Raw genomic sequence first — 26,068 nt, 5'->3', positions numbered from 1 at the left:
ATTGCTTAGTGAAATTGAAAAATTAAAAAGTATAAAGTAAGTCGCAATGGCAGAAAAGTGCGAACTGAAGATTATAAATATAAGGTGGTGAAAAACATGAAAATAAGAAAAACGTTTAAAGAGGATATTGACCTCCTAATAAAGATTCGTATGGAATACCTGTTTGCAGAAAAAGGGGTATCTTCTTCGGAAGAAGTGCAAGATATTAGAACGAAGTTAGAAGAATATTTTACTCAACACCTTAACAAGGGATTTATTGCTATCATTGCCGAGGATGAAAATGAAGTATTAGCAACTGCATTTATGTCAATTGTGGAAAGACCTCCGCTGATAGCGTTTTCATCATATCTTGTCGGTACGGTATACAATGTTTTTACATACCCTCAATATAGGGGAAAAGGCATTGCAACGAAAGTTATGACTGAACTTTTATCGGAAGCAAAGCTATTAGGCGTTGCCGCAGTTGATTTAATGTCCACTGAAAAAGGGAAACCATTATATGAAAATCTTGGATTTCAAGTATCAAATTATACATCAATGAATAAGTTCCTCTAACTCCTACAAAATAAGCATAATCAGAAGTTATATTAATTCACAATATTCAAATATGACGAATTATCAACAAAGTTATCAATGTGTTGTACACAGAAAAAAGTATAAAACGAAAGGAAGTGAGTTTTAGTGAGGGTTTGGTACTTGTAATACACACTCTCACTAAAGATAAAAGATGATAAAACCAATTGTAAAAGATATATTGTTTTTAGGACAAAAATCAGAAGAGGCAACTAAAAATGATACAGCAGTAATTGATGATTTAATAGATACATTAAGAGCAAACTTAGAGCATTGTGTTGGATTGGCAGGGAACATGATTGGAGTAAAAAAGCGTATATTGGTATTTACTGTAGGCAACCTTATTGTACCTATGGTAAATCCAGTTATATTAAAGAAAGAAAAGCTTTATGAAACAGAAGAGAGTTGTTTATCTTTGATTGGCTTTAGAAAAACAAAGAGATATGAAATGATAGAGGTGGAGTATCTTGATAGAAATTTTAAGAAGCAAAAGCAAGTATTTACTGGATTTACGGCACAAATAATTCAACATGAAATGGATCATTTTGAAGGTATAATAATTTAATTGTATAATGAAAACAGGACTTGCTATAAGAGAAGGTAGGTCCTGTTTTCATTAATTTATAAATCAATCAATGAGTTCATAAAAATATTAATTATAGTTGTATATGGGGAAATCTAATTTTTTTACTTATGGTACGGTGAATCGTATCTGTAGGGAAGCAAAATTAAAAGAGATTAGTTTATTATTTTTATCTTCTGGTATATAATAATGTATAAATAGAATTTCGTTAGGAGGAATTTGATATGGAAAATAAAGATAATAATTTATATGATATTTTTGTTAATTATTCTTATAGTCAATTAAAGAATCTATTTAAAAATGCAAAAACAAAAGAAGAACAAGATTTTTATATGACTTTATCAAATCTTGTTCTACAAAAAGAACAATCAAAGGTAATAGGTAAATAATATGTCAACTTATACAATTTTTGCAGGTGTTAATGGAGCAGGGAAAACTTCAATATATAAATCTATATATTATAATGAAAATAAAGATGAGAAAAGAATAAATACCGATGAAATGGTAGCTAGAATTGGTTCTTGGAAAGATAATAATCTTCAAATAAAATGTGCAAGAGAAGCAGTAAAATTAATTAAAAGATATATTTTAGAAGGAGTATCATTTAACCAAGAAACAACACTATCAGGTAAAAGTATAATTAGAAATATAAAATTAGCAAAAGAAAATGGATTTTATGTGGTCATAAATTATATAGGTGTAGAGAGTCCTAAAGTCGCAAAGGAAAGAGTTAGTTTTAGAGTTAGTAAGGGAGGACATGGAATACCTGATGAAGATATAGAAAGAAGATATTATGATTCTTTAAATAACTTAAAGAATGTTATTGAAATATGTGATGAAATAAATATATATGATAATACGGAGATGTTTAGAGAAATTATTGACTTTCAAAATGGTAGTATTATATGGGTAGATAAAAAAATACCAACATGGGCAAATGATATATTACAAAAGTAGCTAGTAAAATGTATTAAGTTTTACTAGCTATATTTATATAAAAAATATAATTGTAAGTATAATCATCGTATGGATGAGATTTAAAATTAATCCATTGAATTTATAATATATTTATGGGGGCAAATCATGACAAGAAAATATAATTTATATCAAATTGATTCGTTTACAAAGGAAAAATTCACAGGAAATCCAGCAGGAGTAATAACAAATGCAGATGGGTTAACTGATTATGAAATGCAGAAAATAGCTAGGGAACTTAATAATTCTGAGACAGCCTTTATCTTTTCTTCAAATAGCAGTGAGTATGATGCTCATATACGTTTTTTTACTCCAACAAATGAAGTGCCAATCTGTGGGCATGCAACTATTGCTGCTCATTATGCTCGTGCTATTGAAAATAGACTGGATACTTCAAAGGTTTATCATAAAACAGGTGCTGGAATTTTACCTGTTGACATAATAAAGGAAAATCAGGATTATAAAATTGTTATGACACAGGGTAAAATTGAATTTGGCACCATTATTGATGGCATAAATAAAGAAGAACTTTTAGCAGCACTTAATATAAAAAATAGTGATTTGCTGGAAAACTATGAAATTCAGATTGTCTCAACAGGTCATTCTAAGGTTATGGTTGGTATAAAAAGTATTGAAATTTTAAATACATTGCAGCCGGATTATTATGCACTTTCTAAGTTAAGTAAGATTATTAAATGTAATGGATATTATGTTTTCACGGCAAACTCACAGGATAGTGACATTTTAATACAGGGCAGAATGTTTGCACCTGCAATAGGTATTAATGAGGATCCTGTTACTGGCAATGCAAATGGTCCTTTGGGTGCATATCTTGTTCATCACAATCTTCTTAAGCACAATAATTCTTTACTTAAATTTAAGGCTATGCAGGGTGAAGCTATAAAGCGACCAGGTATTATTGAAGTTGAGGTAAAGATAGAAAATAAAGAACCTGTTGAAATTAAAGTTTCTGGAAATGCTGTGATAATATTTAAATCCGAATTATTATTAAATGATTAAAATATAAAATAGCCTTTGCTCAATCCTAAAATAGAATTAAATTTAGGAGGAGCATATAATGAGATATGCAAATGCCAGGGACATTTTCCCTGAAGATATATTAAAAATAATTCAACAATACGTGGATGGCGAATACATTTATATACACAAGAAAGAAAAGAATAAAATGGTATGGGGAGAGCTAACCCAAAGCAAAGAGGAACTTTTGATTAGAAATGATAGGATATATGAAGATTATTTATCGGGAATATCTCTACAAAGCCTTTTAGAAAGATATTATTTGTCACCAAAAACTATACAAAGAATTATTTCATAAAAAAGAAGATATCATAATAGAAAATGTGCTACCTAATTTGTATTGGGTGGCACATTTTCGTTTATGATTTTACAAGTCGATATCTAATACAGTTCTTCAATGAGTATAAAAGGTATAGTGAGACCGCAAAATCATAGAGATATTGCTGTTGCTTAAAGTTAGATTTAAAATTACTTTATAGAAATGTAATAATGGATGCAGTTTTCATTTTGATTAATTACCTCATAGTCAGAAGTTTCAGCAAGTTCAAATCCAGAATTAGGAAGCCAAACACCATCAATATAATCATAGACTGATTGACTTAAGCTTTCACCATTTAAAGTATTATTCTTAGTATCATAATTAAAAACAGCATATTTTGCTTGAGGTAAAATCTTTTTCACCATACCAAAAGCAATGTTTTTATATTCTGATACTTCAACACAATAAAAATAAGTGTAATTTATATCATCATCTTCCTTACTTATATCTTCCGGATTATAATCATATGCAGCATAATACAATTCCTTATTCACCCTGTTCTCAATAGTATTTACCATTTCCATGAATTCTTTTTACACTTTTGATAAAAGAGAAAATTTTATGTTTTCGCTTTGATTGATTTTTCTTGCTATACCTAAAAGTAGTATCTCATCTTTACAAATAATTTCTGGTTTCAATATTATCACTCCATCTTCATTATTTTTTGAAAGCAAATTAATCTTTTCGTAGAGGGCTGGCTCTACCTGAGCTTTTCGAAATCTACTTGGCGGCGCGCCATAAGCCAATTTAAAAGATCTCGTAAAGGCTTCATGAGATTCAAAACCATATTCAAAAGCTATTTCAGTTATACTCTTTTTTGACGTTACTATATCAAACATTGCATTACTAAGCCTTCTTTTACGCACATATTCCTTAACTGGGCATCCAACAATTGCACTGAACACTCTATAAAAGTGTGGAAGTGAGTAGCCGGCTACTTTAGATATTTGTTCTAACTCAATATTATTTTTTAAATTACTCTCAATATAGTTGATTGATTTTTGAAGATTAATATAATAGCTCAAGAATGCATCCTCCTTTTTACTTTCTATCTAAATAATACAATATGCTAGTTAGAAATACTTGATATTTTTTATCATATTTTTACTGTAACATGATAGGAGCTTATTATTCTAAATCTGTATATTCAAAGAATATTTTTGATAATCTTAATATAAGTAAAGTTGATAGCTATAAAAAGCATTTGAAGAAAAGAAGCTGATTATAATCTATGGTGGAAAAGTATAGGTTTCTTCATTATGGTACGGGGAGGCGTATATGTGGAGAAACAAAACTCAAAAGTAGTGGGTTTATTATTTTTAGGCGTTGTTATATAATAATGTATAAGTAGTTTTTCTGCAGGAGGAATTGATTCGGAAAATAAAGACAATAACCTATATGATATTTTTATTAATTACTCATATAGTCAGTTAAAAGATTTATTTAAAAATACAAAAACAAAAGAAGAACAAGATTTTTATATGACTTTATCAAACCTTGTTCTACAAAAAGAACAATCAAAGGTAATAGGTAAATAATATGCCAACTTATACAATTTTTGCAGGCGTAAATGGTGCTGGAAAAAAATCAATATATATATTATAATAAAAATAAAGAGGAAAAAGGAATAAATACTGATGAGATAGTAGCTAGTAAAATGTATTAAGTTTTACTAGCTATATTTATATAAAAAATATAATAGAAACTTGAAATTGAAAATATATTAATTATATCTTAAAGTGATAATTATACTGGTTTTCATTATAAAGATTGGAGAATTCTATTTGCATATATTACAGGTATAGGGAAATCCAAAAAATAAAAACTCAGTATGAACTAGTTTTCAATATGTAAATAATATACATATTCATAAAAATGAGATACACCGATATATACGCTAATAGAAGTAAGAAAAGGTGATGGTGGTGAGATGGAATGTTTAAAAAATTTATAAAAAGATTGTTTATATCATTAGTAACAAATCCAATATTAATAATTGTATACTGGCTTTTTTGTTATGAATTAACTTTGTTGTGTAGGTTTGGAAGAATGAATAAGAATACTTCTATTTTATTAGCGTGCATAGTGTTTTTTATAGCTATAATTATATTTACCTCAATTAGAGTTATGAAAAAGATGGAAAATGAAGAAGAGGAGGCTAGAAGATCCGGTTACAAAATTGCATGGAGATGTATTTCTATTATAATTATTGTTGGAATAACATCAGTTTATGGAGTAAGGATTTATAACAGCGCAAGAAATTATAGTGGTAAACTTTCATGGTTTATAGATGATGTTAAAAACAAAAAGTCTGTGAATTTTGAGCATAATAATGTATATAAAGATGGGGTTGAAGGTATTTTTAATGATATTAGCAAAAAATACAATTTACCAGATAAAGTATATATGTCAAATGGTTTTAATATTAATTTTAATTCAGATGGAACAATCATATCATTTGAAACATTTGTTTATGGAAAAAATGATAAGGGTAAAGAAGAGACTTATTTAATCTATTATGATAAGAAGAAATCAAAGGATATTACATTAGAGTTAAATAGAAAAGTAAATGCTGATTATAATGATGATAAACTCTTAGAACCACTAATTAGTACAGTTAAGGCTATTTCTATTGAGGACACAGTAAGTGAGTGGAAAGAAAGTGAGTATGGGTTGGTTTATTATGGGAAAAGGAATTGGGGATTTAATACAGATGGAATTGTTAATGTTGATGAAAAAGGAAATAAACAACCAGTAATAAATACTACGTCTGAAATAATTGGATATACTGTATCTGTATTTGTACCAGGAAAAGAGAATGAATATACTCCTGTTAGATATAATTTAAAATGTAATTCAGATTGGAGTAAATCGACAACTCCTCCAAAAGAAAGTAATATTGAAAAGAATTCACAAAAATCAAATAAAGATAATGAAGAATTTTATCTATCAAAGGAAGTTGGTTATCGCTTAGACATTACAGGAGCGGCAGCAGGCAGCAGATTTTATTCTATAAGTGGTACTGTTGATGGTGGGAAAGAATGGAAAGTAATAAATGATGATCCATTCCTAGGAAGTAGTGGTTGGGCATCAGGAATAACTTTTATAAATGATAAACTTGGATTTTTATGTTTATCTCATAGTGGTGGCTCTAATGGAGAGTTATATCGTACAGAAAACGGAGGTGTATCTTATAAAAAAGTAGTTTTCCCAGTGCATGAAGTAAAATTAGACAATGGTGCAACTATAAGTCCTTTTGATTTTCCAGGTATGCCTTATGAGCAAGATAGAACTCTTAATATGCTAGTTGGACAAGGAGCAGATGGCGATTATAATGGTGGTTGCAAAGCCTTATATCAATCAAAAGATCAAGGAATAACATGGGAGTTTATAAAAGAAGTAAAAAAGAATAATAATTAGTGTTAAATTTGTAGCGATTTAAGAAGCAAATTATATAGTGGAGAGTTAGATATTATCTTTACTATTGAACCTAAAATTATGAATAAAGATTTAGTTGTTAAAAATTTAAAAGGTTTACCCTTTTTTCTGTGCTATATAGGTGTAAGAATACAACCGTCGAAAATGAGGGTTATGATAGAGTATAAAAAGTCATCAGGGTAATTAGCATATTTAGAATATTTAAAACTATTGATAAAACAAAGTTAAAATCAAATAAATAAAAAATAGTACTGGAATAAAGTGAATTTCCAGTACTATTTTTTGCTATTATCATTTATCTAATCTCCAAAACATTATAAAAGTATTTTTATTATATTTGGTAGCTTAAGTAAAATATATAAGTTATAAAGGTATTATTATATAATGATTTTAATATGGACAAATCAAATTTCTTAAAGTAATGAAAATTATTTATGTGCTTTTTTAAAAGGTTTAATAAGCATATACTATAGTGACTAAAAGCACGATTATATTTTAAAATCCTAATATACTATATAGTGTAAAATAAAAGATAAACACAATTAACAATGTGATAAAGCAACTTTTCAATAAATCATTTCTTTAATATATATTATTTTTGAAAAACAAATCTAAATTTCTTTTATATGATATAGTATTTTTATTTATACATGTGTGGAAATTTATATAATTATATAAATAAAAAAACGATTTATACAATAAATTATATGTATTTTATTAACAACTTGCACTGGATTTTACTTTTATGATAGAATAGTATTGTCGTTTTTCTTGAGACAATTGTAAAAATAGATAAAATTATGTATTAAAATGTGAGAATCTTATCAAAATTATAAGTTGAAATTTTCATAAAGAGGTTAATTTACATATAAATGTTAAGTTTTTCACAGGCGTTGATAACTTTAAAGTTTCGACATTAAACATATTAGTAGCATCACTTATAAAGATAGTTTTAACTCTATGATCCATTAAAAAATTTAATAATGGATTAATTAAAATATATCGAGGAGGATTTGTAAAAATGATTGAAGTTAAAAACGTTTCTAAAATTTATAAAATGGGAAAGGAAAAGGTTGTAGCATTAGATGATGTAAGTATTAAGATAAATGAAAGTGAGTTTGTATCTATAGTAGGGCCATCTGGTTCAGGAAAATCGACATTAATGCATCTTGTAGGGGGATTAGATACACCTACATCAGGAAGTATATTAGTAGATGGAAAAGATATAAGTAAATTAAAAGATAAACAAATGTCTAAGTATAGAAATCAGACAATTGGTTTTGTATTTCAGGCGTTTAATTTAGAAAATACCCAAACAGCTCTTGAAAATGTAATGATGCCTTTGATTTTTGCAGGAATTAGTAAAAAGGAAAGAAAAGATAAAGCATCTAAGGCTCTTAAAATGGTAGGACTTGAAGATAAAGTAAAGCATAAACCTTCAGAAATGTCAGGTGGACAAAGACAAAGAGTAAGTATTGCAAGGGCTTTAGTTAATACTCCTAAAATAATATTTGCAGACGAGCCTACAGGGGCTTTAGATAGTAAAAATGGAGAAAACATAATGAAACTTTTAAATTCTCTTAATGAGGAAGGTTACACAATAATAATGGTTACTCATAATCTAGATGAAGCTGTAAAAGCAAAAAGAATCGTAAGAATAAAAGATGGTAAGGTTCAGGAGGTATCAAAAGATGAAATTTAGTGATGCCATTAAAATGGGGTTTAAAGAATTAGGGAGAAGAAAAATGAGAACATTTTTAACTTCCCTTGCTATAGCCATAGGAACTATGTTGGTAGTTACATTAGTTGGACTTGGAAGTAGTGCTGAAAGCTACATAATGGATCAAATTAAACAGATTGGGAATGTAAAAAGTGTCCAAGTTTTACCGATGAAGAATATAGATGAGAATAAAGATAAAGATGAACTAGATATGGAAGATTTAGGTAAAAAGATTGATTTAAAAACAGTTGAAAAAATAAAAGGTATAGATGGTGTAGATGAAATAATTGCCTCAATAAGTAGTACTGTATCTAAACTAACTATAGACGATAAATCACATTCAAATGTAGTTATCCAAGGAGTAAATCTTGATTACAATGTAATTGGTATTGATGAGATTACATCAATAAAAAAAAGAAAAGGCGATAATATTGAGTTTATATCTTCAGGGAGAAACTTGGGAAAATCAGATGTAAATGAAGTTATTGTGGGAGAAAAAATATTAGAGGAAATGGGTATTACAGATTTTAATACAGTTGTTGGAAAAGAAATAACATTAACTAAATCTGAAACTAGTTCTGGTATTAAATTGTCTCCTTTAGAGAAAAAAGCTGTAGTTGTTGGAATAATTGATAGTAATTTTGAACAAGCTGGTCAAATTATTGGTTCAGAAAAGCTAGTTGAAAGTATTGGAGAATATACAACATTACAAAAAAATTATCTTGAGAATAAAGGATATAACGCTGTTAACATATATGCAAAAGATATTAATGATGTTGAAAATATAAGCAAAGAGATAACTAATATGGAATATATGAGTTTCTCAATGGAGAGTTTATCAAAAGAAATAAAATCATTCTTGACAATAATGGAACTTATTCTTTCAACACTGGGATTAATTGTCTTATTTGTAGCTTCTATAGGAGTAGTTAACACTATGACAATGGTTATACATGAAAGAACTAAAAGCATAGGAATAATGAAAGCCACTGGTGCAAGCAAAAATAATATAACTACTGTGTTTAGTGCTCAAGCAGCAGCACTTGGATTTGTTGGAGGAGTTATGGGGATTATTTTTAGCTTTATAAATACTCTTATATTTAATGTTGGATTAAGTGCATATTTAAATTCAGAAGGTGGAGTAGGAGATATAGGACTAAATTTCACACTACCAACATGGCTTATTTTAGGAGCTTTAGCTTTTGCAATGTTTATATCAATAATAGCAGGAATTTATCCAGCTAAAAAAGCTTCTAAATTGGATCCAGTTGAAGCTTTGAATAGCTAAAGAAAGGCGGTATAAAAATGAAGTTTAATGATTGTATAGATATGGCTATTAATGATATTAAAAAAAGAAAGTTTCGTACTTTTTTAACTTCTAGTGGTATTGCTATAGGAGTTATGCTTTTAGTACTAGTATTTGGACTAGGAAATGGTTTTAGAAAATATACAGAAGAAAGATTTCAAAATAAAGATGAATATAAGATAATTAAGATAGACAATAAGGAGGCTTCAAAATCATCAGATTCTGAACAAATTGAGAAGAAAATAGATTCTAATGTAATTGATAAATTAAAGAATTTTGAATCTGTAAATTCTTTGAAATCAATAACAAAATCTCAAGCTACAAAGACAAAATTAGATGATAAAGAAGGAAAATCTGTTGAAGTAATAGGCATTAATCCTGGTGAAACAATATTTTTAAATGCAGAAATAAATGCAGTAAAAACAGACACAAATAGAAAAAATAAAGATATTACTGATCCTATTATTGCAGGTAGAACTATAGAAAACGGTGAAAATAATATGGTTCTTGTAGGACAAAAATACCTAAAGAAAATGGGAATTACAGACTTTAACTCTGTAATAGGAAAAGAATTTGAGGTAATCTCAGAAATGCCAAAGGATATTAGTAGCAAAGAACCTTTAATTCTAAAATTTGAAATAGCAGGTGTTATTAATTCAGATTATAATTACAATAATTCTATTGTAGTATCTAATGATACAATTTCAAAAATTAATGAATTTTATACAGGGGAAAAGAACTTTATAGAGAATGAAGGATATTCAGAAGTATCTGTAGAAGTTAAAGATTTTAATTTAGTAAAAGATACAGCTGAAAAGGTAAGAGATCTAGGATATGTAACAACAGATTCCGTTGCTTTAGCAGAATCAATGGAACAACAATCAAAAATATTTGAATTCCTTCTTATAATAGGAGCAGTTATTGTATTGCTTGTATCATGTATTGGAGTTGTTAATACAATGACTATGGCAGTATATGAAAAAACAAAAAGCATAGGTATAATGAAGGCTCAAGGAGCTTCAAGATCAACTATACAATATATATTCTTAGTTCAATCTGGAGTTTTTGGATTTTTGGGAGCAGCGTTTGGAATAATAATAGCGTTATTAATATCTTTAGGATTAGATAAAATATTGGTAAATATGATAAACTCAAAAACCGGAGAAGGTATGACTAATTTTATATCTTTTCCAGTAAATATGGTTTTGGTAACAATAGCGTTATCAGTAGTAATTACAATTCTAGCAGGTTTATTACCAGCTAGAAGAGCTGCAAAGCTTGATCCAGTAGATTCCTTAGGATGTGAATAAAAAAGATATAAATTAATAATAAAAAACAGCAATAAAATTGAAAGGAATTATTGCTGTTTTTTTATTATATGTTATGTAAGGTTGACTTGATGTAAATTAAAAGTAATGCTATATTCACAGTGTAAGGTAAACATTACAGAGGTGATATTTAATGAAAAATAAAATAAAACAATTTCGTGAACATTTAGGAATAACTCAAGAACAATTAGGTAAACTTGTAGGAGTATCAAGACAAGCAATTAACGCTATTGAAACAGAGAAGTTTGAACCTTCTATATGGTTGGCTTATGACATTGCTAAAGTATTTAATAGTAATATAGAAGAAATTTTTTTATTTGAAGAAAGTAAAAGAAAATCTAGAGCAGAGCAAAGTAGAGGAGGAATTTAAATGGCATTCTTTTACTGATTTTTTTACTGAATATATATAGTAATATAATTAAATGAATAATATCGATCTTATTGTAGTTTTTTGTTTAAAAACAATGGAACATATGGTAAAATATATGTAATGAAATGGTTTACACATATTTGCTGAAATAATAAACTAAATTTTATGATACATAATTAATTACACTAGTAAAAGACATAAAAACCATTTACATAAAGAACATAAGAAGGGAGAAAAACTATGAAAACAGAATTAGTAGATGGTTTACTTACTCTTAAGGTTGATATGGTAGCAACCTTAGCAATTGCAATTTTATTATTGCTATTAGGATACTTTCTTATAAAGAAGATAAACTTTTTTAGGAAGTTTTGTATTCCTGCTCCTGTAATTGGAGGATTGTTATTTTCAATATTTGCTTTTGTCCTAAAGCAGAGTGGGATAATAACAATTAGTATGGATACAACTTTTCAATCGCCGTTCATGATAGCTTTCTTTACAACTATTGGACTTGGAGCAAGTTTTAAATTACTTAAAAAGGGAGGAAAATGTTTAATTATATATTGGATTCTTTGTGGAATACTTGCTATTTCGCAGAATGTTGTAGGTGTTATATTTGCAAAGATTACTGGAATTCACCCTATGTTTGGTATTATGGCAGGTTCAGTTTCAATGGAAGGTGGACATGCTGGAGCTGCAGCTTTTGGAAAAACTGCTGAAGCTATGGGGGTTAGCGGATCTACCACAGTAGCTATAGCTGCTGCCACTTTTGGGCTTATATTTGGGGGGATTATAGGGGGGCCTATTGCAAAGTATTTAATAGATAAGTATAAATTGAAACCTACCACAACAGATAAATATGACGTAGAATCTTTTGAAAATGTGGTAAGTGATACAGAAAATACAAGAATCACAACAAATGTGGTTATGACTCATATGGCTGTAATAACTGTATGTATGACAATTGGAGCTATTGCTAGCGAGTGGTTTTCGGAAGCTACAGGACTTTCTTTACCAGGATATGTAGGTGCTATGTTTGTAGCAGTAGTTTTTAGAAATATAAATGATAAAAAACATATTACTAAACTTGATTATTACACAATAGATTTAATGGGCAACACGTCCCTTGGAATTTTCTTATCAATGGCATTAATGACATTGAAATTGTGGGAACTTACAGGACTTGCAGGACCATTACTAATAATAGTTATAGCACAAGTAGTATTTATGATATTATATGCAATATTTGTTGTATTCAAGTTTATTGGAAAAGACTTCGATGCAGCGGTTATGGCAGCAGGTATGGCAGGACATGGACTTGGTGCTGCTCCAAATGCTATAGCTAATATGGGAGCTGTTACTGAAAAATATGGTCCATCTCCAAAGTCCTTTTTAATAGTTCCATTAGTTGGAGCGTTTCTAATTGATCTTATAGGTATTCCAACTATTGTTTTCTTTATGAATTTTTTTAAATAGTATTGAAAAAGAAACATTAATAGATTTAAGAACTATAACTAATATATTTAATGTGTTTTTTTATAAAGGAATGCAATAAAATTGGAATAAATTAAAAATTAATCTTAAAATTAACTTATATACTTGACATTAAAAATAAAATTTAGTATTATTTTATAAATTCAATATTTTTAATAAAATAAAATTTTCGTATAACCCCAATAATATGGTTTGGGGGTCTCTACTAGAAACCTATAATTTCTAATTACGAAGAAAATGTATATTTAAGATATATTTTCTTTGTAATTAGAAATTTTTTTTACTCTACAAGAATTTATAATCAAGTTGAATTTGTATATAACTTTAAAAAATCAAATATGTATAGTTAAAAATTTTAAATAAGTTATTACTTATCACTTGTCATTAAAAAATAGTTAGGAGGAAAATATGAGTTTTAAAGATTTACCTAAAATTGAACTTCACTGCCATTTGGATGGGAGTGTTAGACCAGAAACAATAATTGATATAGCAAAGAAAGAGGGTGTTGATATTCCTTCTTTTGATAAGAATGAGATTAAAAGACAGATTACTGCTCCACTAGAATGCACATCTCTTAATGAGTATTTGAAAGCATTCTTAGTTCCAAATTTAGTAATGCAGTCCAAAGAAAGCTTAAAAAGAATTACCTTTGAACTTTTTGAAGATGCTGCAAAGGAAAATGTGAAATATATGGAGGTAAGATTTGCTCCTGTGCTTCATACGGTAAAGGGATTAGAAATACAAGAAATAATACAAAGTGTGATAGATGGAGTTAAAGATTCAGAACAGAGGTATGATATAAAAGGAAACGTAATACTATCATGTATGAGAAATATGTCTTCTGATAAAGCTTTAGAAGTAATTGAAAAAGGTAAGGCATTCCTAGGAAAAGGAGTTGTTGCAGTAGATTTATGTGCAGCGGAAGAGGAGGGCTTTTGTGAGAAGTTTGTAGAGCCAATAGCTTTGGCTAGAAAATATGGATATAGAGTAACAATTCATGCAGGTGAAACTGGAATAGGTAAAAATGTATTAGAAGCAGTTGAACTTTTAGGTGCAGAAAGAATTGGACATGGAGTATTTATAAAAGATTATCATGAAGCATATAAAATTGTTAAAAAGAAAAATGTTGTTCTTGAGATGTGTCCAACAAGTAATGTACAAACAAAAGCAGTTAATAGTTTTAATGAACATCCAATATATAATTTTTATAAGGATGGAATAAAAGTAACGGTGAATACAGATAACAGAATTGTATCAGATACAAATATGACTAAGGAATTTGACATAGTATCTAAAGAATTTAATATTACTTATGAAGATTATAAACAAATTTATTATAATAGTGTTGAAGCAAGTTTTACTGATTTAGAGACAAAAGAAAGATTAAAAGAATTAGTGTAGAGTGAATTTTCAATGGTGAACATATTTCAAATATGCAAAATGGATTTAGAAAGTTAAGAAAAGGATAGGCTTATTTCAGTCTATCCTTAATTTTTATAAAAAAGTAACAGTGAAAATTTGAAGTTGGATATAAAAATTTATTTGTAATATATTTTAAAATCTTAAGAAAAGTATAAATTAAGAAAAGTGCTAACAATATAATTATGTTAAAAAGGAGCTTGTATATTATAAAGAGGTGAATTAATGGTTAATAAAGAGTACTTATTAGATACTAATATAGTTATAAAAGTATGGCAACAATATCCTTCCTTATTTCAAGATATAGAAAGTCAGGAGAGTATTGATTTTAAAATTTATCACTCTATAGCTAAAGAACTATATATAAAGGAAGTTAGACAATTTCATGCAGTACCAGTACTTACAGATAAATTTATAAAGTTATTAGACCATATAATAAATGAAGATGAAATTAAGTTTTCGGAAATTTACAAACCTAATGTTTCTATAAAATATGATTCAAATAAACAGATTTATTATATAAATGGTAATAAACTTTCTACAAATGATTATAAGCTTATTTGTATTTGCGAAAATTATAAACAATATACATTAGTTACTGAAGATAAAAAAATGCTAAATAGTGTAAAAATTATATTAGACCCTTCTAGGGTATTGACTTTTAACGAATTTTTATGCGATTTACAGAAGTTCAATGTGTTGTAAAAATAAACTGAGTATTTTTACTATATTTGTATTAAACAATATTTAAAGTTTTAATTAATAATAACTATATTTCATGTGAATAATTGATTTAGCAAGGATGAACTAGTAGAAAATAAAAATACAACAGAAACATGTTACTAGAATTGTTTTTTGAAAGATAAAAAAATCCAGCATTGGCAAAGGATATATTAGAAAATAGCTAGTAAAAATATACGACTGTCTGTAGTTGGCTTAAATAGCTGATTACAGGCAGTTGCGTTTTTTTTGTTGGGGAGGTAGTTCCACTAAATGCATGGTGGGCTCTATAAAGATGAGTTAGAATGAATTAATATACACACAAATCTTATTTACATTAGAGCAAAATTCAGCATTAATTATGCTAGATACAAGCTATTCCTATAACTTATATATTAACTTAAGGTCTGGATTATATGGATATAAAGAGATGAAAACATAGAAATTTTAAAATTATTATAATTTTTTGATGATGTAAGTAGAAAAATGTATTATCACAAATAGTAAAGTGGTAGAAAAATAGAAAAAAATATAAAATATTGTAATATAATATAAAATATGATACAATTAACTAGAAAAAAGTCATAAATTAAATTTTGAAGGATTATAATTATATGAAGAATACAAGGATTAATGAATATATTAAATTTGGACTTGTCATGGCCTTATTATATATTGCTTATGATATACTTGGCGTTGGATGTCCCGTTAAATTTTTAACGGGTATTTCATGTGCTGGTTGTGGGATGACTAGGGCGTGGATTTGTTTACTTCATTTAGATCTTAAAGGAGCATTTTACTACCATCCATTGTTTTTTTTGCCCATAATTTATTTTTTTCTATTTTTAATTAAAGATGAAATATCCCATAAAATATTTAATTGTGTGATAGTTATTGGAATAGCGTTATTTATAACAATATATATATTTAGACTTTTGAATCCGGATGATATTGTTGTTAATATAAATTTTGAAAATGGTTTTATTTATAAAATTTTACAATATGGAGGACTTTAATGATTAACACAAATAGAGGACTTGGAAAATACATATTATTTAGTATTTTAACTTTGGGAATATATAGTTACTGGTTTATTTATAAGTTAGCTCAAGATGTTAATATAATATGTAATGGAGATGGAAAGAACACGGGTGGCCTTTTAAAGTTTATTTTATTATCTATAATTACATGTGGGATTTATGCATGGTTCTGGTATTATAATATTGGTAATAGATTAGCTGAGAATGCGCCACGTTATAATTTACATTTTTCTGAAAATGGAACATCAGTACTTATGTGGATGATATTTGGTATTTTATTATGCGGAATAGGTCCATTTGTTGCAATGAATATTTTAATAAAGAATACAAATGCATTAGCAGTTGAATATAATACACAGCAAGTTCATTAATAACCATTATTTTCAAATAGATTTTAATTTTAAAAGAATAGAAATTAAAGTATTGTAAATGGCTAATGTACCGGATTCATTAGTCATTTTTTTATTGTATTAATGTTTACTGATAGAAAATTGTAATGCCAATTTGAATTTGTAAAGAAGAGTTAATATACTGTATACAGGAAAATGTTTGTCTTACGATACGTTGAAGCATATCTGTGGAGAACCAGAATTAAAAAGCAGTAGGTTTATTATTAGATGTTGGTATATAATAATGTGTAAATAGTTTTTCTTTAGGAGAAATTTTATATGGAAAATAAAGATAATAGAGAGACTTGCGGTGAAATTCCACCATCGTAATAAAAAGATATATTTTTAGAAGAAATATTATTTAATCAAGAAGTGAATATTTATTCCTTAGAACTTGAAAAGGGAAAAGAGATTGCTTTCCAAGTTAATGAGGGAAGACAGGTGTATTTAGTGCAAATAGAGGGAGCCTCTACAATAAATGGTATTGGATTAGCTGATAGAGATGGAATGGAGATAATCTAGGAAGATATATCAATAAGTGCAGAAACAACTTCTCATATCTTAATTTTAGAAATGAATAAATAAGAATAATATACTTTAAAGTATATTAAATATAGAACACATTAAAATCTTAAGAAAAGAAAGCAACGGGTAGGCTTATTTTAGTCTATCCTTAATTTTTGTAAAAAAGTATCAATGAAAATTTGAATTTGACGATTACAGCCAACGAGTTAAATTAGTAACATAATTATTAATGTGTAATATAATATATTATAAATAAAGAAAATCTAAAAGAATAAGGAGGTAACTCAATATGTCAAATTGTTGTTGTTCAAATATAGAATCACAAGAATTTAAATCATTAGTATTCAATGCAGGAACGATGAATGACGGTACTGAGAGTATACCTGATAGTGTACCACTTGGAAGTGCTAGTTCTAGTATTAGAATATTGGGATGGCTTTTACCTCAAGGTGATACAGATGAATATTCATTAACTTTTAGTGTGCCAAAAGATGCTCTTAATAAATGTCAAAAAGCCAAAGTATTTGTTCATTTATTAACTGATAATTCAAATACACCAACTGGAAATATGTTTGCAATTAGGCTTTCATCATTATTCACTAGAGCTAATGGTGTAGTAAATGCAGCTAATATAATAGTTAATAATAGTGGAAATATTCCAATTCAAAACTCACCAGGTAATTTTCAATATAATCATTATGTTTTAGAGTTCGACTTAGACGATATTATTAAAGCCGAAGATTTTGCATTGTTAAGCGTTGCTCGTATTGCAGTTAATAATGATTTTGCTGGTGCATTACTTTTAACTAGTATAGAGTTTAGATATTTAAGCGACCAAGCATAAAAATAAGATAAGCTAATAAAAGTTGAGTAAAATATTAAAAAATATTCTACTCAAAATTTTGCATTGTAAATAAACTGTCTAAAACACAAAAATTACAAAAAATATAAAAAATTAAGCTGTATGGTTAAGATATATTTTAGAATGTCTTTTCTCATACGGCTTTTTATTTATGAATAAAAGAACTTTTAGGAGAATTTGATATTATAATAAATACAGTTGTAAAAATGCGTAAGTTCAGATTTGGATTTACGTATTTTTTTATTTATAATTATAGATTGGAGCTTTAAGGTAATAAGATTCACTATGTATATTAATGTTAATATTGTTTTATAGACATTAATAAATATGGGGGGACACGAAAATATGATCGGATTGCTCCCGGTAAAATCGACATTTTCTAATGAATACTAGCTAATTCATGATTTTTATTATCGTTTTCAGCCTTTTTCTTAGGATAACAAGAAGTTCTTGATACTTGGAGCAATTTACATGCTCTAGCTAATTTAAGGCCTTTTTTATTATATTCTTTTGCTAAAGATACTTTGTCAGCTACATGACTGACTTTAAGAGAGGATAAGAATCTAAATCAACTCCACATGGAAAGGTCTAAGGACAAATTTTGTAATGATTTTGATCTTCCTTAGAAAAAGTGAAAAATATTTAAAGGTAATGAATAATTATATATCATTTTTTACACTGGTGAAAAATGTAATATAGTGGTAAAATAGAAGAGCTTTTAAAATACATTGATGTAGAAAATGATGATTAAAGAATTGGGGTGGGTAAATATGTATACAAAAACTGAAATACTTAGTATAGCAAAAAAACAATTGGCACTTGATTATAATTGTCAGCTCTCAGATTTTGAAAAAGAGGGAAATATAATCACTGAAAATAAGCTTCTAGATGGCAGGCGTATTTATGAAAGTGACGGCTGCTTCTTAAAAATAATTACTATTGGAGGGAGGGCAATAATCTGTGCTGATGTAAAAATAAGACCTTGGCTTGAGGAAAAGATTTTAAAGCGAGATGCCAGTTGGTTATTTGACTTTCCTAACCTTAGGGCTATAGATAATAAATTAAGAGAATTTGGTCATGAAATTGATCAGATGCCTCACTTTTATCTACCCAACCCTCTTACTTGTGAAGTAAAGCCACTTACTACGATTAAATGGTTTAAAAAGGAAGAAATAATACAATTTGAAGGTGACAGCAGGTTTGAAGAAGCTTTTGGTTTTGATGATAATTACCCAGATGTTCTTGGAGTCGCTGCTTTTGATGGTGACACTATAATGGGTATGGCAGGGGCTAGTGAGGACAGTAAAAACTTATATCAAATTGGTATTAATGTAATGCCTGAATATAGAGGAACTGGTATTGGTACAAATCTAGTTGCATTATTAAAACAAGAACTCTTAAACAGTGGAAAGGTACCTTTTTATGGAACCGCAGTGTCGCATATAAATTCTAAGAATGTTGCTATAAATGCTGGCTTTTTTCCTGCATGGGCAGAAGTGTATTCAAGAAAATTGAAGGATTAAGTTAGAATAGATCATATATACAAAAGAGAAGTTTATCGTAAAATAAAGATATATAAATAGCTTACATTAAAGAGTGTAAGCCTATATTTATATTCTAATTTAAGAATTATAATAGTAGGGATTATGATGTTTGGGAAATGGTCTTCTTATTATTAGGCTTTGGATAATGATGTTTTTGTTAATAGGTACAGAAGGCATAACCACATTTAGAAGAGATAGTAAAGCTTTGTATTAAGTTTTACTATCTTTTTTGCTATGCAGTATATTATAAATTTAAAGTTATTGGATAATTTGAAAAGACATTAAATATTTGGAGCATTTTATAGTGAAAATTAAGAGGGGAGAGTTAAAAGCAAAAGGAATATTATATATAAAATAAAGATATAATGGCAAAATTTGTAGTATAATGAACGTAAATGAGTTTTGTTACTAAAAAATATAAAAAAGAGCAAATCAACAAAACCTTTATGGTGTATTTGAGCTCTATATATTATAGAGCTCAAAAAAAGGGGGATTTATAAATTGGATATACAAGAGACAATAAAGCGCTGTCAGCAGGGAGAAAAGGAAGCATTTCAGGAACTTTTACAAACAGTAGAAAAAAAAGCATTGGCCACTGCTTATTTTTTATCTGGAAATAGAGGTATTGCCGAGGATATCCTTCAGGAAACATACATGAAATGTTTTATGGAAATAAACAAACTTAAAGATCCAAGGGCATTTAACACATGGTTTTTTAAGATTCTTGTTCGTACAGGATGGAAAATGTCTAAAAAACAATCAATTTTAATCCCTATGGAAATAACATCCCAAAACGAAGATTTATTTTGTGATGTAAATCAAGGAAGAAAAAATGCGATTGATACTTACGAAACAAAACATATAATGCAAAATGCTATCAATAATTTAAGCAAAAATTTAAAAACAGTGGTTATTCTCTATTATTATAATGATATGTCTATAGAGGAAATTTCAAAGGTAACAGGTTGCTTTAAAGCCACAGTAAAATCACGCTTATTTTATGCAAGAGCTGCTTTAAAGAAGCAATTAGAGACCGGCTTTGAATTAGAAAATAATCTAGTGGAAATCAAGTGTAAAGGAGTATAGTTTATGAAAGAAAATGATTGTTTTGATAATGTACTAAAATCTTCTATAAATGATAGTGCTAGTAATGTTAAGGCTTCAAGGGATATTTTTAATGAGGCATGGAATAAAAAAGAGCAGGAAGTAAGTAATAGGAACTATTTTCACATGCAACATATGAAAAAAGCAGCCTTAATTGCTGCTTGTTGTGCAATATTTTTCCTTGGGGGAGCTTTTGCATTATTTCCGGATGTTAAAACGGTGGCACAGGGAGCCTTGAAAACATTTTTTGTACTTGATAAATCTGGTAATGTTGTGGAAAAGTCAGAAGATGAAAATGTTCCAGCTGTGGCTTATGGTGAGCCTATAGTGGATGAAAATAGAAATGAAATGGAAAAAAGATTTGGATTTACAATTAATGTTCCTGAAAAAGTAGGTGAGTATTCAATTAGAAAAGTAGATAATAGAAGTACATGTATAATAGGAATTACAACTGCTTTTGACGTAAAATATGAGGATGTAGATAGTATAACAGATAAATTAGGAAAAGCAATGAAGGATGATACAGCTTTTGAAGAACTTAAAGACTATAATGTGACAAGAACGATTTCCTTACCATATGTAGATAATGAAGGACATAAATTTAATATATATTTATCAAAATACAGTGGAAAGATAAGAAATGATGTTTACAAAGAAATAAATATTGAGGATATAAAATGTAGTCTTTTAAAAGGAACGCAGGCTAAATATGATAAAAAAAGGATTAATGATAGTGTAAGCGAGACTGATATCACAAAGAAGCCAAGTATTGAAGAAGTTAATTCCATATGTTGGAATTGTAAAGATGTAGAATATGTCATGCATATTGGAGAGGAGTCTCAGACTGATGCTGCAATTGAATTTGCAAAAGAGTATATAAAGGTTTTAAAACAACAGTAGAATATAATAATTAAAGTGAAAAAATTTGAAACATAGAACATAGATATGGAATAGATAGTACATATGTTATAAGTACTATCTATTTTTTATACTATAAATTTATTTAGTGACAAGTTGCAGATAAATATTCTTAGAAAGATTGAAATGAATTGAGAATTGATGATTGACAATTGAGAATTAAATGATAAATCTTATTAAGAAGATTTTAAAATTTAAAATATAAATTTAGAAGAAAATCTGTGGTTTTTGACCATAACTTTCAACTTTCCACTCTCAACTTTTATTAATAAGAAAACTTAGGGTTTGTCAGCCACCATTGTCAATTGTCAAATCTCAATTGTCAATCTAAAAAGGGCATAGCCTTTTTAAAGTCTAATGGTTATTTGGCTTTTTTGGAATACTAGCTATAAGTATCATTGTAACACCAGTCAGTCCATACATAAACTTTCCAATTAGTACATTTGTAGGTATAAAGAAAGCAGGTTCCACTATATCAAGAGAGAGTGTATAGTTTGTGAAAAAGTTTTCTCCAAATAAGTCAAGGGAATACGGTAATGGTATATAGTTAGTTAAAATTACAACTAACATAAGCATAAAAACTATTGATTGATGGAATCTTCCTCCAATCATTCCTGCACCAAATACAAATAGCATAGCTGGTAATAGTGTTGTAACTATTGGTAACACTAAACTTTTAAAATTTGTGAAGTGAAAATTCACTTTGTAGAACCATAAGCTGTATCCTATAGGTATAATACAAATTAAAATAAAAGCTATAATAATTGTGATACAGCGTAGTATTTGAAATAAAAATGGGTTAATAGGTGTTGTATTAGTTAAAGCTTGTACATGTTTTTCTTGTTTTGAATAAAGAAACGATATAAAAAACAGCAAAGCAACAAGTAAAATTGGCAGCATTTTAGCAAGATATTCCCCATAGCTCCATCCAGAGAATGGAGCTGTGTTTGCAACTCCAAGAATTATATCTGAATACATAATTTGATGGCTGTAAAAAGCAGATATAATTACTAAACCTATAAAAAATTTGTTGAAAAGTAGTCGTTTAAGTTCGTATTTAAATAAACTAATCAATGTTTAAATCCTCCTCTTTAAGGTTACATGCATTTAAAAACTCTTCCCATGAAATTGGTGTTTGTAAGCTGTTTTTATATAATTTAGCAAGAATTTTATCCATAGTATCTTCACCACCAACTAGTTTAGCAGCTTTCAAAATTTGAAGAGGCATTTTTGTGTAGTGGCATATAACTAAATTTTCCCCCTTAATTTCGGTAGCATATTTTTGGGGTAATATATCTAAATATTCTGGATGTCTATTATAAAAATTATTACTTTCATGCTTTAAAGAACTCTTCCATACATCTACATAATTTTTTTGAGCATATTCCTCTCCATACTTTTCTTTCATAACTCTATAAGTGGTATACACAGTAAGTCCTTCGGCAGACCAATTTTCATTATTTCCACCATTACCTACGGATTTTATTCCAAACCACTGATGAATAATTTCATGAGCCAGTATTTCAGCACTGGATGCTCCCTTTAATTTATCACTTAGATTTTTATCACTAAAATCAGTCTCTTGCATGGTACTGAAATTTGGGAATCCTAATCCGCCAGGAAAGAATACGGTTTTTTGCACTATTTTTAGTGGGTTATTTGGAGATACATTATATAATTTACCATAACTCGTAGTACAATAATCAATGGTGTCTTTAATCATTTCTTCAGCATTCATATTTTTCATCTTATCCTCAAGGTTACGGCTGTAGTAAAATTCTGTTGGCATATCTTTTTCTCCAAACTTCTTTATAACATAGTCACCAGCCATTAAGGCAAAGATATCATTACCTTTAACATTTATAAGCCAAGTTTTATTATTATCATCTTCAGAAATTACTTTCACTATGTCATTATTATTTTTATCTATGTTATTATTGACATCTTTATCTATGTTTAGAAGTAATGTAAGGTTTTTAGGTATAGTAATCTTACCTGTAATTGTAGAATCTTCTGAGATAGTTGCAACTTCAAGCCTTGGATAAATTTCCGTTGAACCCATAAGATCTATATATTTGTCACTTATAGAAGTTGCAAATATAAACTCACTAAATTTTTCATCAATTTTAGGTATTCCACTATATTCTATGGTTAAATTAATTTTTGAGTCTTCAGGTAGATTAAATACAACGCTACTTTTACTATCATTTAAATTTTCAAATGCAATGTCTTTTTCATTTGCTTTTATATGCTTAAAAGTAAAGCCAGGACGCATGGAAGCGATGCATTCTTGTGTACTACCACTTAAATTTTTAAGGGAGTAGGTTGTCTTTCCTAAAAGCATGAATCTACTAGTATCAAATGAGATTTCTAAATTGGTATTTGACAGTTGAAGCTCATTATTAACTTCATCTGAAATATTGGCCTTTGACATTTTATAAATATAAGGATGATTTGTATAAGCATAGTAGGCACCGCTAATTAATGCTACAGCAAATAAAGGAATATAAGCCTTTTTTAAATTGTGTAAAATGGATCCAAACAATCTTTTGCCATAACGACGAACACATAACAATCCTATTAACCACAATCCACCAAGTACTAAAAACCAAAACAGACGATTGTGCTCCATCAAACGAAATATCAGGGTGTTGCTGAAATAATCTGAAAGTCCAGGGACATTTGGGATTATCCAATGTACAATATTATTTTTAGAAAACCATTTGCTTAAACTTATGAAAATAAATGCAATAAATAAAACCATACTAAGATCTATACGACAGAAAATCTGATAAAATGCAGAAACTGCTAAAATTGATAGTACCAAGGAAGGCAGCATTAATAAAAAAAAGCTGTTCCAGTAAGTGTATGCATCAAAGGTATTTCCTGCTTTTATAACTGTATATGGAAAGTACAGTAAGGATGTAATTGTAACACAAACAATAGCGGTTATTATTATGGCAAGCACTCTTACCACATTCATCACTAAAGGTGAAACAATGCTACTTATTAATACTCCCGTTTCATGTTTACGTACTCTATCGAATTCTATTAGGGTTAAGAGTGCAAATAAGACTCCACCTATCAGGGCTCCAGCCATAGTTGGATCTGCAATCAAATCACCACATAAGGTTGAAAATTTTGTGATTTTGTAAAGTTTATATCCTGCCATTGGGCAAAGCATAGTTAGTATCATAATAAGATAAACAGTTTTTGAGTGAAAAATACGGTTTAATTCCACCCTGAGGTAAGAAAAGAAATTCATTATTTCATCACCTCTTTTTCCATAATTAAATACATGTATGCATCTTCAAGGGTAGGTTCTACAGCTTGTGCAAAAGAAGGCAACTTTTCTGCTACGATACGGCAAGCAATACCGTGTGTTGTGTTAACTCTAGCTGTTATTTTATATTTTTTTTCTGCGTTTCCTCCTATTTGTTCTTCAAACACTCCAACATGATTGTGTGCCAAGACAATTAATTCTTCTGGTGTTCCATTAAATAAAATTTTACCATGGTTAATAACAATTAAGTGGTTACATACTGACTGTACGTCTTCAATTATATGGGTGGATAGTAAAACAATTTTATCCTGTGCAGTTTGAGAAAATAGGTTACGGAAATTAATACGTTCTTCTGGGTCAAGTCCAACAGTTGGTTCATCAAAAATCAGTAGTTCGGGACTTCCCATAAGGGACTGAGCAATTCCTACACGTTGTCTTTGACCACCAGATAAAGTGGAAATACGAGATTTACGTTTATCTATGAGATTGGTCTTTTGTATTACCTCATTAATAGTTTCCTTTCTGTTTTTTATTCCTTTAAGTGCTGCTATGTAATCGAGAAACTGCCACACAGTTAGTTCGTCATATAAACCAAAAGATTGGGGTAAGTATCCTAAGCGTGCTTTTAGTTTTTTTTCATTCTTTAATAAAGGCACACCATCTATAAGAATTTTACCGCTAGTTGGTAGTAGTCCTGCTACTAGTAGTTTCATCAATGTGGATTTCCCTGCTCCGTTAGGACCCAAAAGCCCAATGAGGCTTGGACTTTCCATTTGTATGGAAATATCCTGTAATGCCTTTTTACCTGTATGGTAGGTCATATTTAAGTTTTCAATTGAAATTTTCATAGTAATATCATCCTCTCTTTTTGTGCTTCTATAATATAAGAGCACTAATTCAGTAAAAAGGTTTTGTTGATCTAAATTTTTTTCTTATTTTTTAATTATTAGCTATGATAGTGTGAATAGGCTTAGAGATATTATTTTATTTCCAAATCTAAAATCGGCTTAGAGAATAAGTTATACATTCGAAGTGTACAGGGTATAATAAATTGATAGAATCACAAACTAAAAATGGTTGATTTGTGTTGATATAGAAAGTTGATATCTAAAAAAATCATAGA

General features: G+C 28.5%; 25 protein-coding genes, 3 pseudogenes and 1 riboswitch. Of the genes and pseudogenes, 23 read left to right on the top strand and 5 right to left on the bottom strand.

Annotated elements, in window-relative coordinates:
* The first annotated feature begins 96 nt into the window (after positions 1 to 96).
* The 6 genes from BM119_RS07360 to BM119_RS07335 all read left to right on the top strand — a co-directional run bounded on the left by BM119_RS07360 (position 97) and on the right by BM119_RS07335 (position 3,467).
* Positions 97 to 555 (top strand): GNAT family N-acetyltransferase, encoded by a 459-nt coding sequence (locus tag BM119_RS07360; RefSeq protein WP_090040210.1) that lies wholly within the window; start codon positions 97 to 99, stop codon positions 553 to 555.
* A gap of 172 nt (positions 556 to 727) precedes the next feature.
* Positions 728 to 1,138 carry a peptide deformylase gene (locus BM119_RS07355; RefSeq protein ID WP_090040209.1) on the top strand — a complete coding sequence of 137 codons (411 nt, stop codon included), beginning with the start codon at positions 728 to 730 and terminating at the stop codon, positions 1,136 to 1,138.
* Between the two features lie 242 nt (positions 1,139 to 1,380).
* Complete coding sequence (locus tag BM119_RS19785; RefSeq protein WP_090040207.1) at positions 1,381 to 1,545, top strand: hypothetical protein; 165 nt, start codon at positions 1,381 to 1,383, stop codon at positions 1,543 to 1,545.
* 1 nt (position 1,546) lies between these two features.
* Positions 1,547 to 2,113 carry an ATPase gene (locus tag BM119_RS07345; RefSeq protein WP_090040206.1) on the top strand — a complete coding sequence of 189 codons (567 nt, stop codon included), beginning with the start codon at positions 1,547 to 1,549 and terminating at the stop codon, positions 2,111 to 2,113.
* A gap of 126 nt (positions 2,114 to 2,239) precedes the next feature.
* Entirely contained in the window at positions 2,240 to 3,151 is a 912-nt protein-coding gene (locus BM119_RS07340) for a PhzF family isomerase (protein ID WP_090040204.1), read from the top strand.
* 58 nt (positions 3,152 to 3,209) lie between these two features.
* A complete protein-coding gene (locus BM119_RS07335; RefSeq protein ID WP_090040202.1) occupies positions 3,210 to 3,467 on the top strand; it encodes a CD3324 family protein in 258 nt (85 codons plus the stop codon).
* Positions 3,468 to 3,637: 170 nt separating this feature from the next.
* Here the strand turns inward: BM119_RS07335 and BM119_RS07330 are convergent, their stop codons facing one another.
* Positions 3,638 to 4,006, bottom strand: coding sequence for a GyrI-like domain-containing protein (locus BM119_RS07330; protein WP_177199338.1), 369 nt, complete (start codon positions 4,004 to 4,006; stop codon positions 3,638 to 3,640).
* Positions 4,007 to 4,021: 15 nt separating this feature from the next.
* Positions 4,022 to 4,513, bottom strand: a complete 492-nt coding sequence (locus BM119_RS07325) for a helix-turn-helix transcriptional regulator (RefSeq protein ID WP_177199337.1) — start codon at positions 4,511 to 4,513, stop codon at positions 4,022 to 4,024.
* 514 nt (positions 4,514 to 5,027) lie between these two features.
* On the opposite strand from BM119_RS07325, the pseudogene BM119_RS20205 reads away from it, so the two are divergent.
* From BM119_RS20205 to BM119_RS07240, 17 genes and pseudogenes are all read left to right on the top strand, one after another.
* Positions 5,028 to 5,139 (top strand): annotated as a pseudogene (locus BM119_RS20205) (ATPase); the annotation flags it as partial.
* Between the two features lie 284 nt (positions 5,140 to 5,423).
* Entirely contained in the window at positions 5,424 to 6,908 is a 1,485-nt protein-coding gene (locus BM119_RS07310; RefSeq protein ID WP_090040197.1) for a beta propeller repeat protein, read from the top strand.
* A 6-nt stretch (positions 6,909 to 6,914) separates the two neighbouring features.
* A pseudogene (locus BM119_RS19580) lies at positions 6,915 to 7,019 on the top strand (LysR family transcriptional regulator); the annotation flags it as partial.
* A 928-nt stretch (positions 7,020 to 7,947) separates the two neighbouring features.
* Positions 7,948 to 8,628: an ABC transporter ATP-binding protein gene (locus tag BM119_RS07305; protein ID WP_090040195.1), complete on the top strand. Its 681-nt coding sequence runs from the start codon at positions 7,948 to 7,950 to the stop codon at positions 8,626 to 8,628.
* Positions 8,618 to 9,934 carry an ABC transporter permease gene (locus BM119_RS07300; RefSeq protein WP_177199336.1) on the top strand — a complete coding sequence of 439 codons (1,317 nt, stop codon included), beginning with the start codon at positions 8,618 to 8,620 and terminating at the stop codon, positions 9,932 to 9,934. The genes BM119_RS07305 and BM119_RS07300 overlap by 11 nt, the downstream gene beginning before the upstream one ends.
* 17 nt (positions 9,935 to 9,951) lie before the next feature.
* A complete protein-coding gene (locus BM119_RS07295; protein WP_090040192.1) occupies positions 9,952 to 11,262 on the top strand; it encodes an ABC transporter permease in 1,311 nt (436 codons plus the stop codon).
* A 151-nt stretch (positions 11,263 to 11,413) separates the two neighbouring features.
* Positions 11,414 to 11,650, top strand: a complete 237-nt coding sequence (locus BM119_RS07290) for a helix-turn-helix transcriptional regulator (RefSeq protein ID WP_090040190.1) — start codon at positions 11,414 to 11,416, stop codon at positions 11,648 to 11,650.
* 240 nt (positions 11,651 to 11,890) lie between these two features.
* Positions 11,891 to 13,123: a sodium/glutamate symporter gene (gene gltS / locus BM119_RS07285; protein WP_090040189.1), complete on the top strand. Its 1,233-nt coding sequence runs from the start codon at positions 11,891 to 11,893 to the stop codon at positions 13,121 to 13,123.
* Between the two features lie 167 nt (positions 13,124 to 13,290).
* Positions 13,291 to 13,390, top strand: a riboswitch (purine riboswitch).
* Positions 13,391 to 13,549: 159 nt separating this feature from the next.
* A complete protein-coding gene (gene add, locus BM119_RS07280; protein ID WP_090040187.1) occupies positions 13,550 to 14,542 on the top strand; it encodes an adenosine deaminase in 993 nt (330 codons plus the stop codon).
* 243 nt (positions 14,543 to 14,785) lie between these two features.
* A complete protein-coding gene (locus tag BM119_RS07275; RefSeq protein ID WP_090040186.1) occupies positions 14,786 to 15,265 on the top strand; it encodes a PIN domain-containing protein in 480 nt (159 codons plus the stop codon).
* 629 nt (positions 15,266 to 15,894) lie between these two features.
* Complete coding sequence (locus BM119_RS07270; RefSeq protein WP_090040184.1) at positions 15,895 to 16,296, top strand: DUF2752 domain-containing protein; 402 nt, start codon at positions 15,895 to 15,897, stop codon at positions 16,294 to 16,296.
* Positions 16,296 to 16,691, top strand: coding sequence for a DUF4234 domain-containing protein (locus BM119_RS07265; RefSeq protein ID WP_090040183.1), 396 nt, complete (start codon positions 16,296 to 16,298; stop codon positions 16,689 to 16,691). The genes BM119_RS07270 and BM119_RS07265 overlap by 1 nt, the downstream gene beginning before the upstream one ends.
* A gap of 372 nt (positions 16,692 to 17,063) precedes the next feature.
* Positions 17,064 to 17,294 (top strand): annotated as a pseudogene (locus BM119_RS07260) (pirin family protein); the annotation flags it as partial.
* A gap of 229 nt (positions 17,295 to 17,523) precedes the next feature.
* Entirely contained in the window at positions 17,524 to 18,078 is a 555-nt protein-coding gene (locus BM119_RS07255) for a hypothetical protein (RefSeq protein ID WP_090040181.1), read from the top strand.
* 788 nt (positions 18,079 to 18,866) lie between these two features.
* On the top strand, positions 18,867 to 19,619 hold the full coding sequence (locus tag BM119_RS07250; protein ID WP_090040180.1) for a GNAT family N-acetyltransferase: 753 nt from the start codon (positions 18,867 to 18,869) through the stop codon (positions 19,617 to 19,619).
* A gap of 522 nt (positions 19,620 to 20,141) precedes the next feature.
* On the top strand, positions 20,142 to 20,726 hold the full coding sequence (locus BM119_RS07245; protein ID WP_090040179.1) for an RNA polymerase sigma factor: 585 nt from the start codon (positions 20,142 to 20,144) through the stop codon (positions 20,724 to 20,726).
* Between the two features lie 3 nt (positions 20,727 to 20,729).
* Entirely contained in the window at positions 20,730 to 21,644 is a 915-nt protein-coding gene (locus BM119_RS07240; protein WP_090040177.1) for a hypothetical protein, read from the top strand.
* A 372-nt stretch (positions 21,645 to 22,016) separates the two neighbouring features.
* On the opposite strand, the gene BM119_RS07235 is transcribed toward BM119_RS07240, so the two are convergent.
* The 3 genes from BM119_RS07235 to BM119_RS07225 are packed head-to-tail and all read right to left on the bottom strand — an operon-like array spanning position 22,017 to position 25,793.
* Complete coding sequence (locus BM119_RS07235; RefSeq protein ID WP_090040175.1) at positions 22,017 to 22,736, bottom strand: hypothetical protein; 720 nt, start codon at positions 22,734 to 22,736, stop codon at positions 22,017 to 22,019.
* Positions 22,729 to 24,927, bottom strand: a complete 2,199-nt coding sequence (locus tag BM119_RS07230; RefSeq protein ID WP_090040173.1) for a M1 family aminopeptidase — start codon at positions 24,925 to 24,927, stop codon at positions 22,729 to 22,731. The genes BM119_RS07235 and BM119_RS07230 overlap by 8 nt, the downstream gene beginning before the upstream one ends.
* Entirely contained in the window at positions 24,927 to 25,793 is an 867-nt protein-coding gene (locus BM119_RS07225) for an ABC transporter ATP-binding protein (RefSeq protein ID WP_090040171.1), read from the bottom strand. Before BM119_RS07225 ends, BM119_RS07230 begins: the two co-directional genes overlap by 1 nt.
* Between the last annotated feature and the right edge of the window lie 275 nt (positions 25,794 to 26,068).

It is taken from the genome of Clostridium frigidicarnis (genome assembly GCF_900111985.1).
GTDB classification, from domain to species: Bacteria; Bacillota; Clostridia; order Clostridiales; family Clostridiaceae; genus Clostridium_Z; species Clostridium_Z frigidicarnis.
The sequence above is the reverse complement of the archived record's forward strand: the minus strand, read 5'-3'. Positions and strand labels throughout refer to the sequence as shown.

Bases quoted from the DNA above. Each gene is read 5' to 3' on its own strand.
- BM119_RS07360 (WP_090040210.1), top strand. From the start codon at position 97: ATGAAAATAAGAAAAACGTTTAAAGAGGATATTGACCTCCTAATAAAG.
- BM119_RS07355 (WP_090040209.1), top strand. From the start codon at position 728: ATGATAAAACCAATTGTAAAAGATATATTGTTTTTAGGACAAAAATCA.
- BM119_RS19785 (WP_090040207.1), top strand. From the start codon at position 1,381: ATGGAAAATAAAGATAATAATTTATATGATATTTTTGTTAATTATTCT.
- BM119_RS07345 (WP_090040206.1), top strand. From the start codon at position 1,547: ATGTCAACTTATACAATTTTTGCAGGTGTTAATGGAGCAGGGAAAACT.
- BM119_RS07340 (WP_090040204.1), top strand. From the start codon at position 2,240: ATGACAAGAAAATATAATTTATATCAAATTGATTCGTTTACAAAGGAA.
- BM119_RS07335 (WP_090040202.1), top strand. From the start codon at position 3,210: ATGAGATATGCAAATGCCAGGGACATTTTCCCTGAAGATATATTAAAA.
- BM119_RS07330 (WP_177199338.1), bottom strand. From the start codon at position 4,006: ATGGTAAATACTATTGAGAACAGGGTGAATAAGGAATTGTATTATGCT.
- BM119_RS07310 (WP_090040197.1), top strand. From the start codon at position 5,424: ATGTTTAAAAAATTTATAAAAAGATTGTTTATATCATTAGTAACAAAT.
- BM119_RS07305 (WP_090040195.1), top strand. From the start codon at position 7,948: ATGATTGAAGTTAAAAACGTTTCTAAAATTTATAAAATGGGAAAGGAA.
- BM119_RS07300 (WP_177199336.1), top strand. From the start codon at position 8,618: ATGAAATTTAGTGATGCCATTAAAATGGGGTTTAAAGAATTAGGGAGA.
- BM119_RS07295 (WP_090040192.1), top strand. From the start codon at position 9,952: ATGAAGTTTAATGATTGTATAGATATGGCTATTAATGATATTAAAAAA.
- BM119_RS07290 (WP_090040190.1), top strand. From the start codon at position 11,414: ATGAAAAATAAAATAAAACAATTTCGTGAACATTTAGGAATAACTCAA.
- gltS (WP_090040189.1), top strand. From the start codon at position 11,891: ATGAAAACAGAATTAGTAGATGGTTTACTTACTCTTAAGGTTGATATG.
- add (WP_090040187.1), top strand. From the start codon at position 13,550: ATGAGTTTTAAAGATTTACCTAAAATTGAACTTCACTGCCATTTGGAT.
- BM119_RS07275 (WP_090040186.1), top strand. From the start codon at position 14,786: ATGGTTAATAAAGAGTACTTATTAGATACTAATATAGTTATAAAAGTA.
- BM119_RS07270 (WP_090040184.1), top strand. From the start codon at position 15,895: ATGAAGAATACAAGGATTAATGAATATATTAAATTTGGACTTGTCATG.
- BM119_RS07265 (WP_090040183.1), top strand. From the start codon at position 16,296: ATGATTAACACAAATAGAGGACTTGGAAAATACATATTATTTAGTATT.
- BM119_RS07255 (WP_090040181.1), top strand. From the start codon at position 17,524: ATGTCAAATTGTTGTTGTTCAAATATAGAATCACAAGAATTTAAATCA.
- BM119_RS07250 (WP_090040180.1), top strand. From the start codon at position 18,867: ATGTATACAAAAACTGAAATACTTAGTATAGCAAAAAAACAATTGGCA.
- BM119_RS07240 (WP_090040177.1), top strand. From the start codon at position 20,730: ATGAAAGAAAATGATTGTTTTGATAATGTACTAAAATCTTCTATAAAT.
- BM119_RS07230 (WP_090040173.1), bottom strand. From the start codon at position 24,927: ATGAATTTCTTTTCTTACCTCAGGGTGGAATTAAACCGTATTTTTCAC.
- BM119_RS07225 (WP_090040171.1), bottom strand. From the start codon at position 25,793: ATGAAAATTTCAATTGAAAACTTAAATATGACCTACCATACAGGTAAA.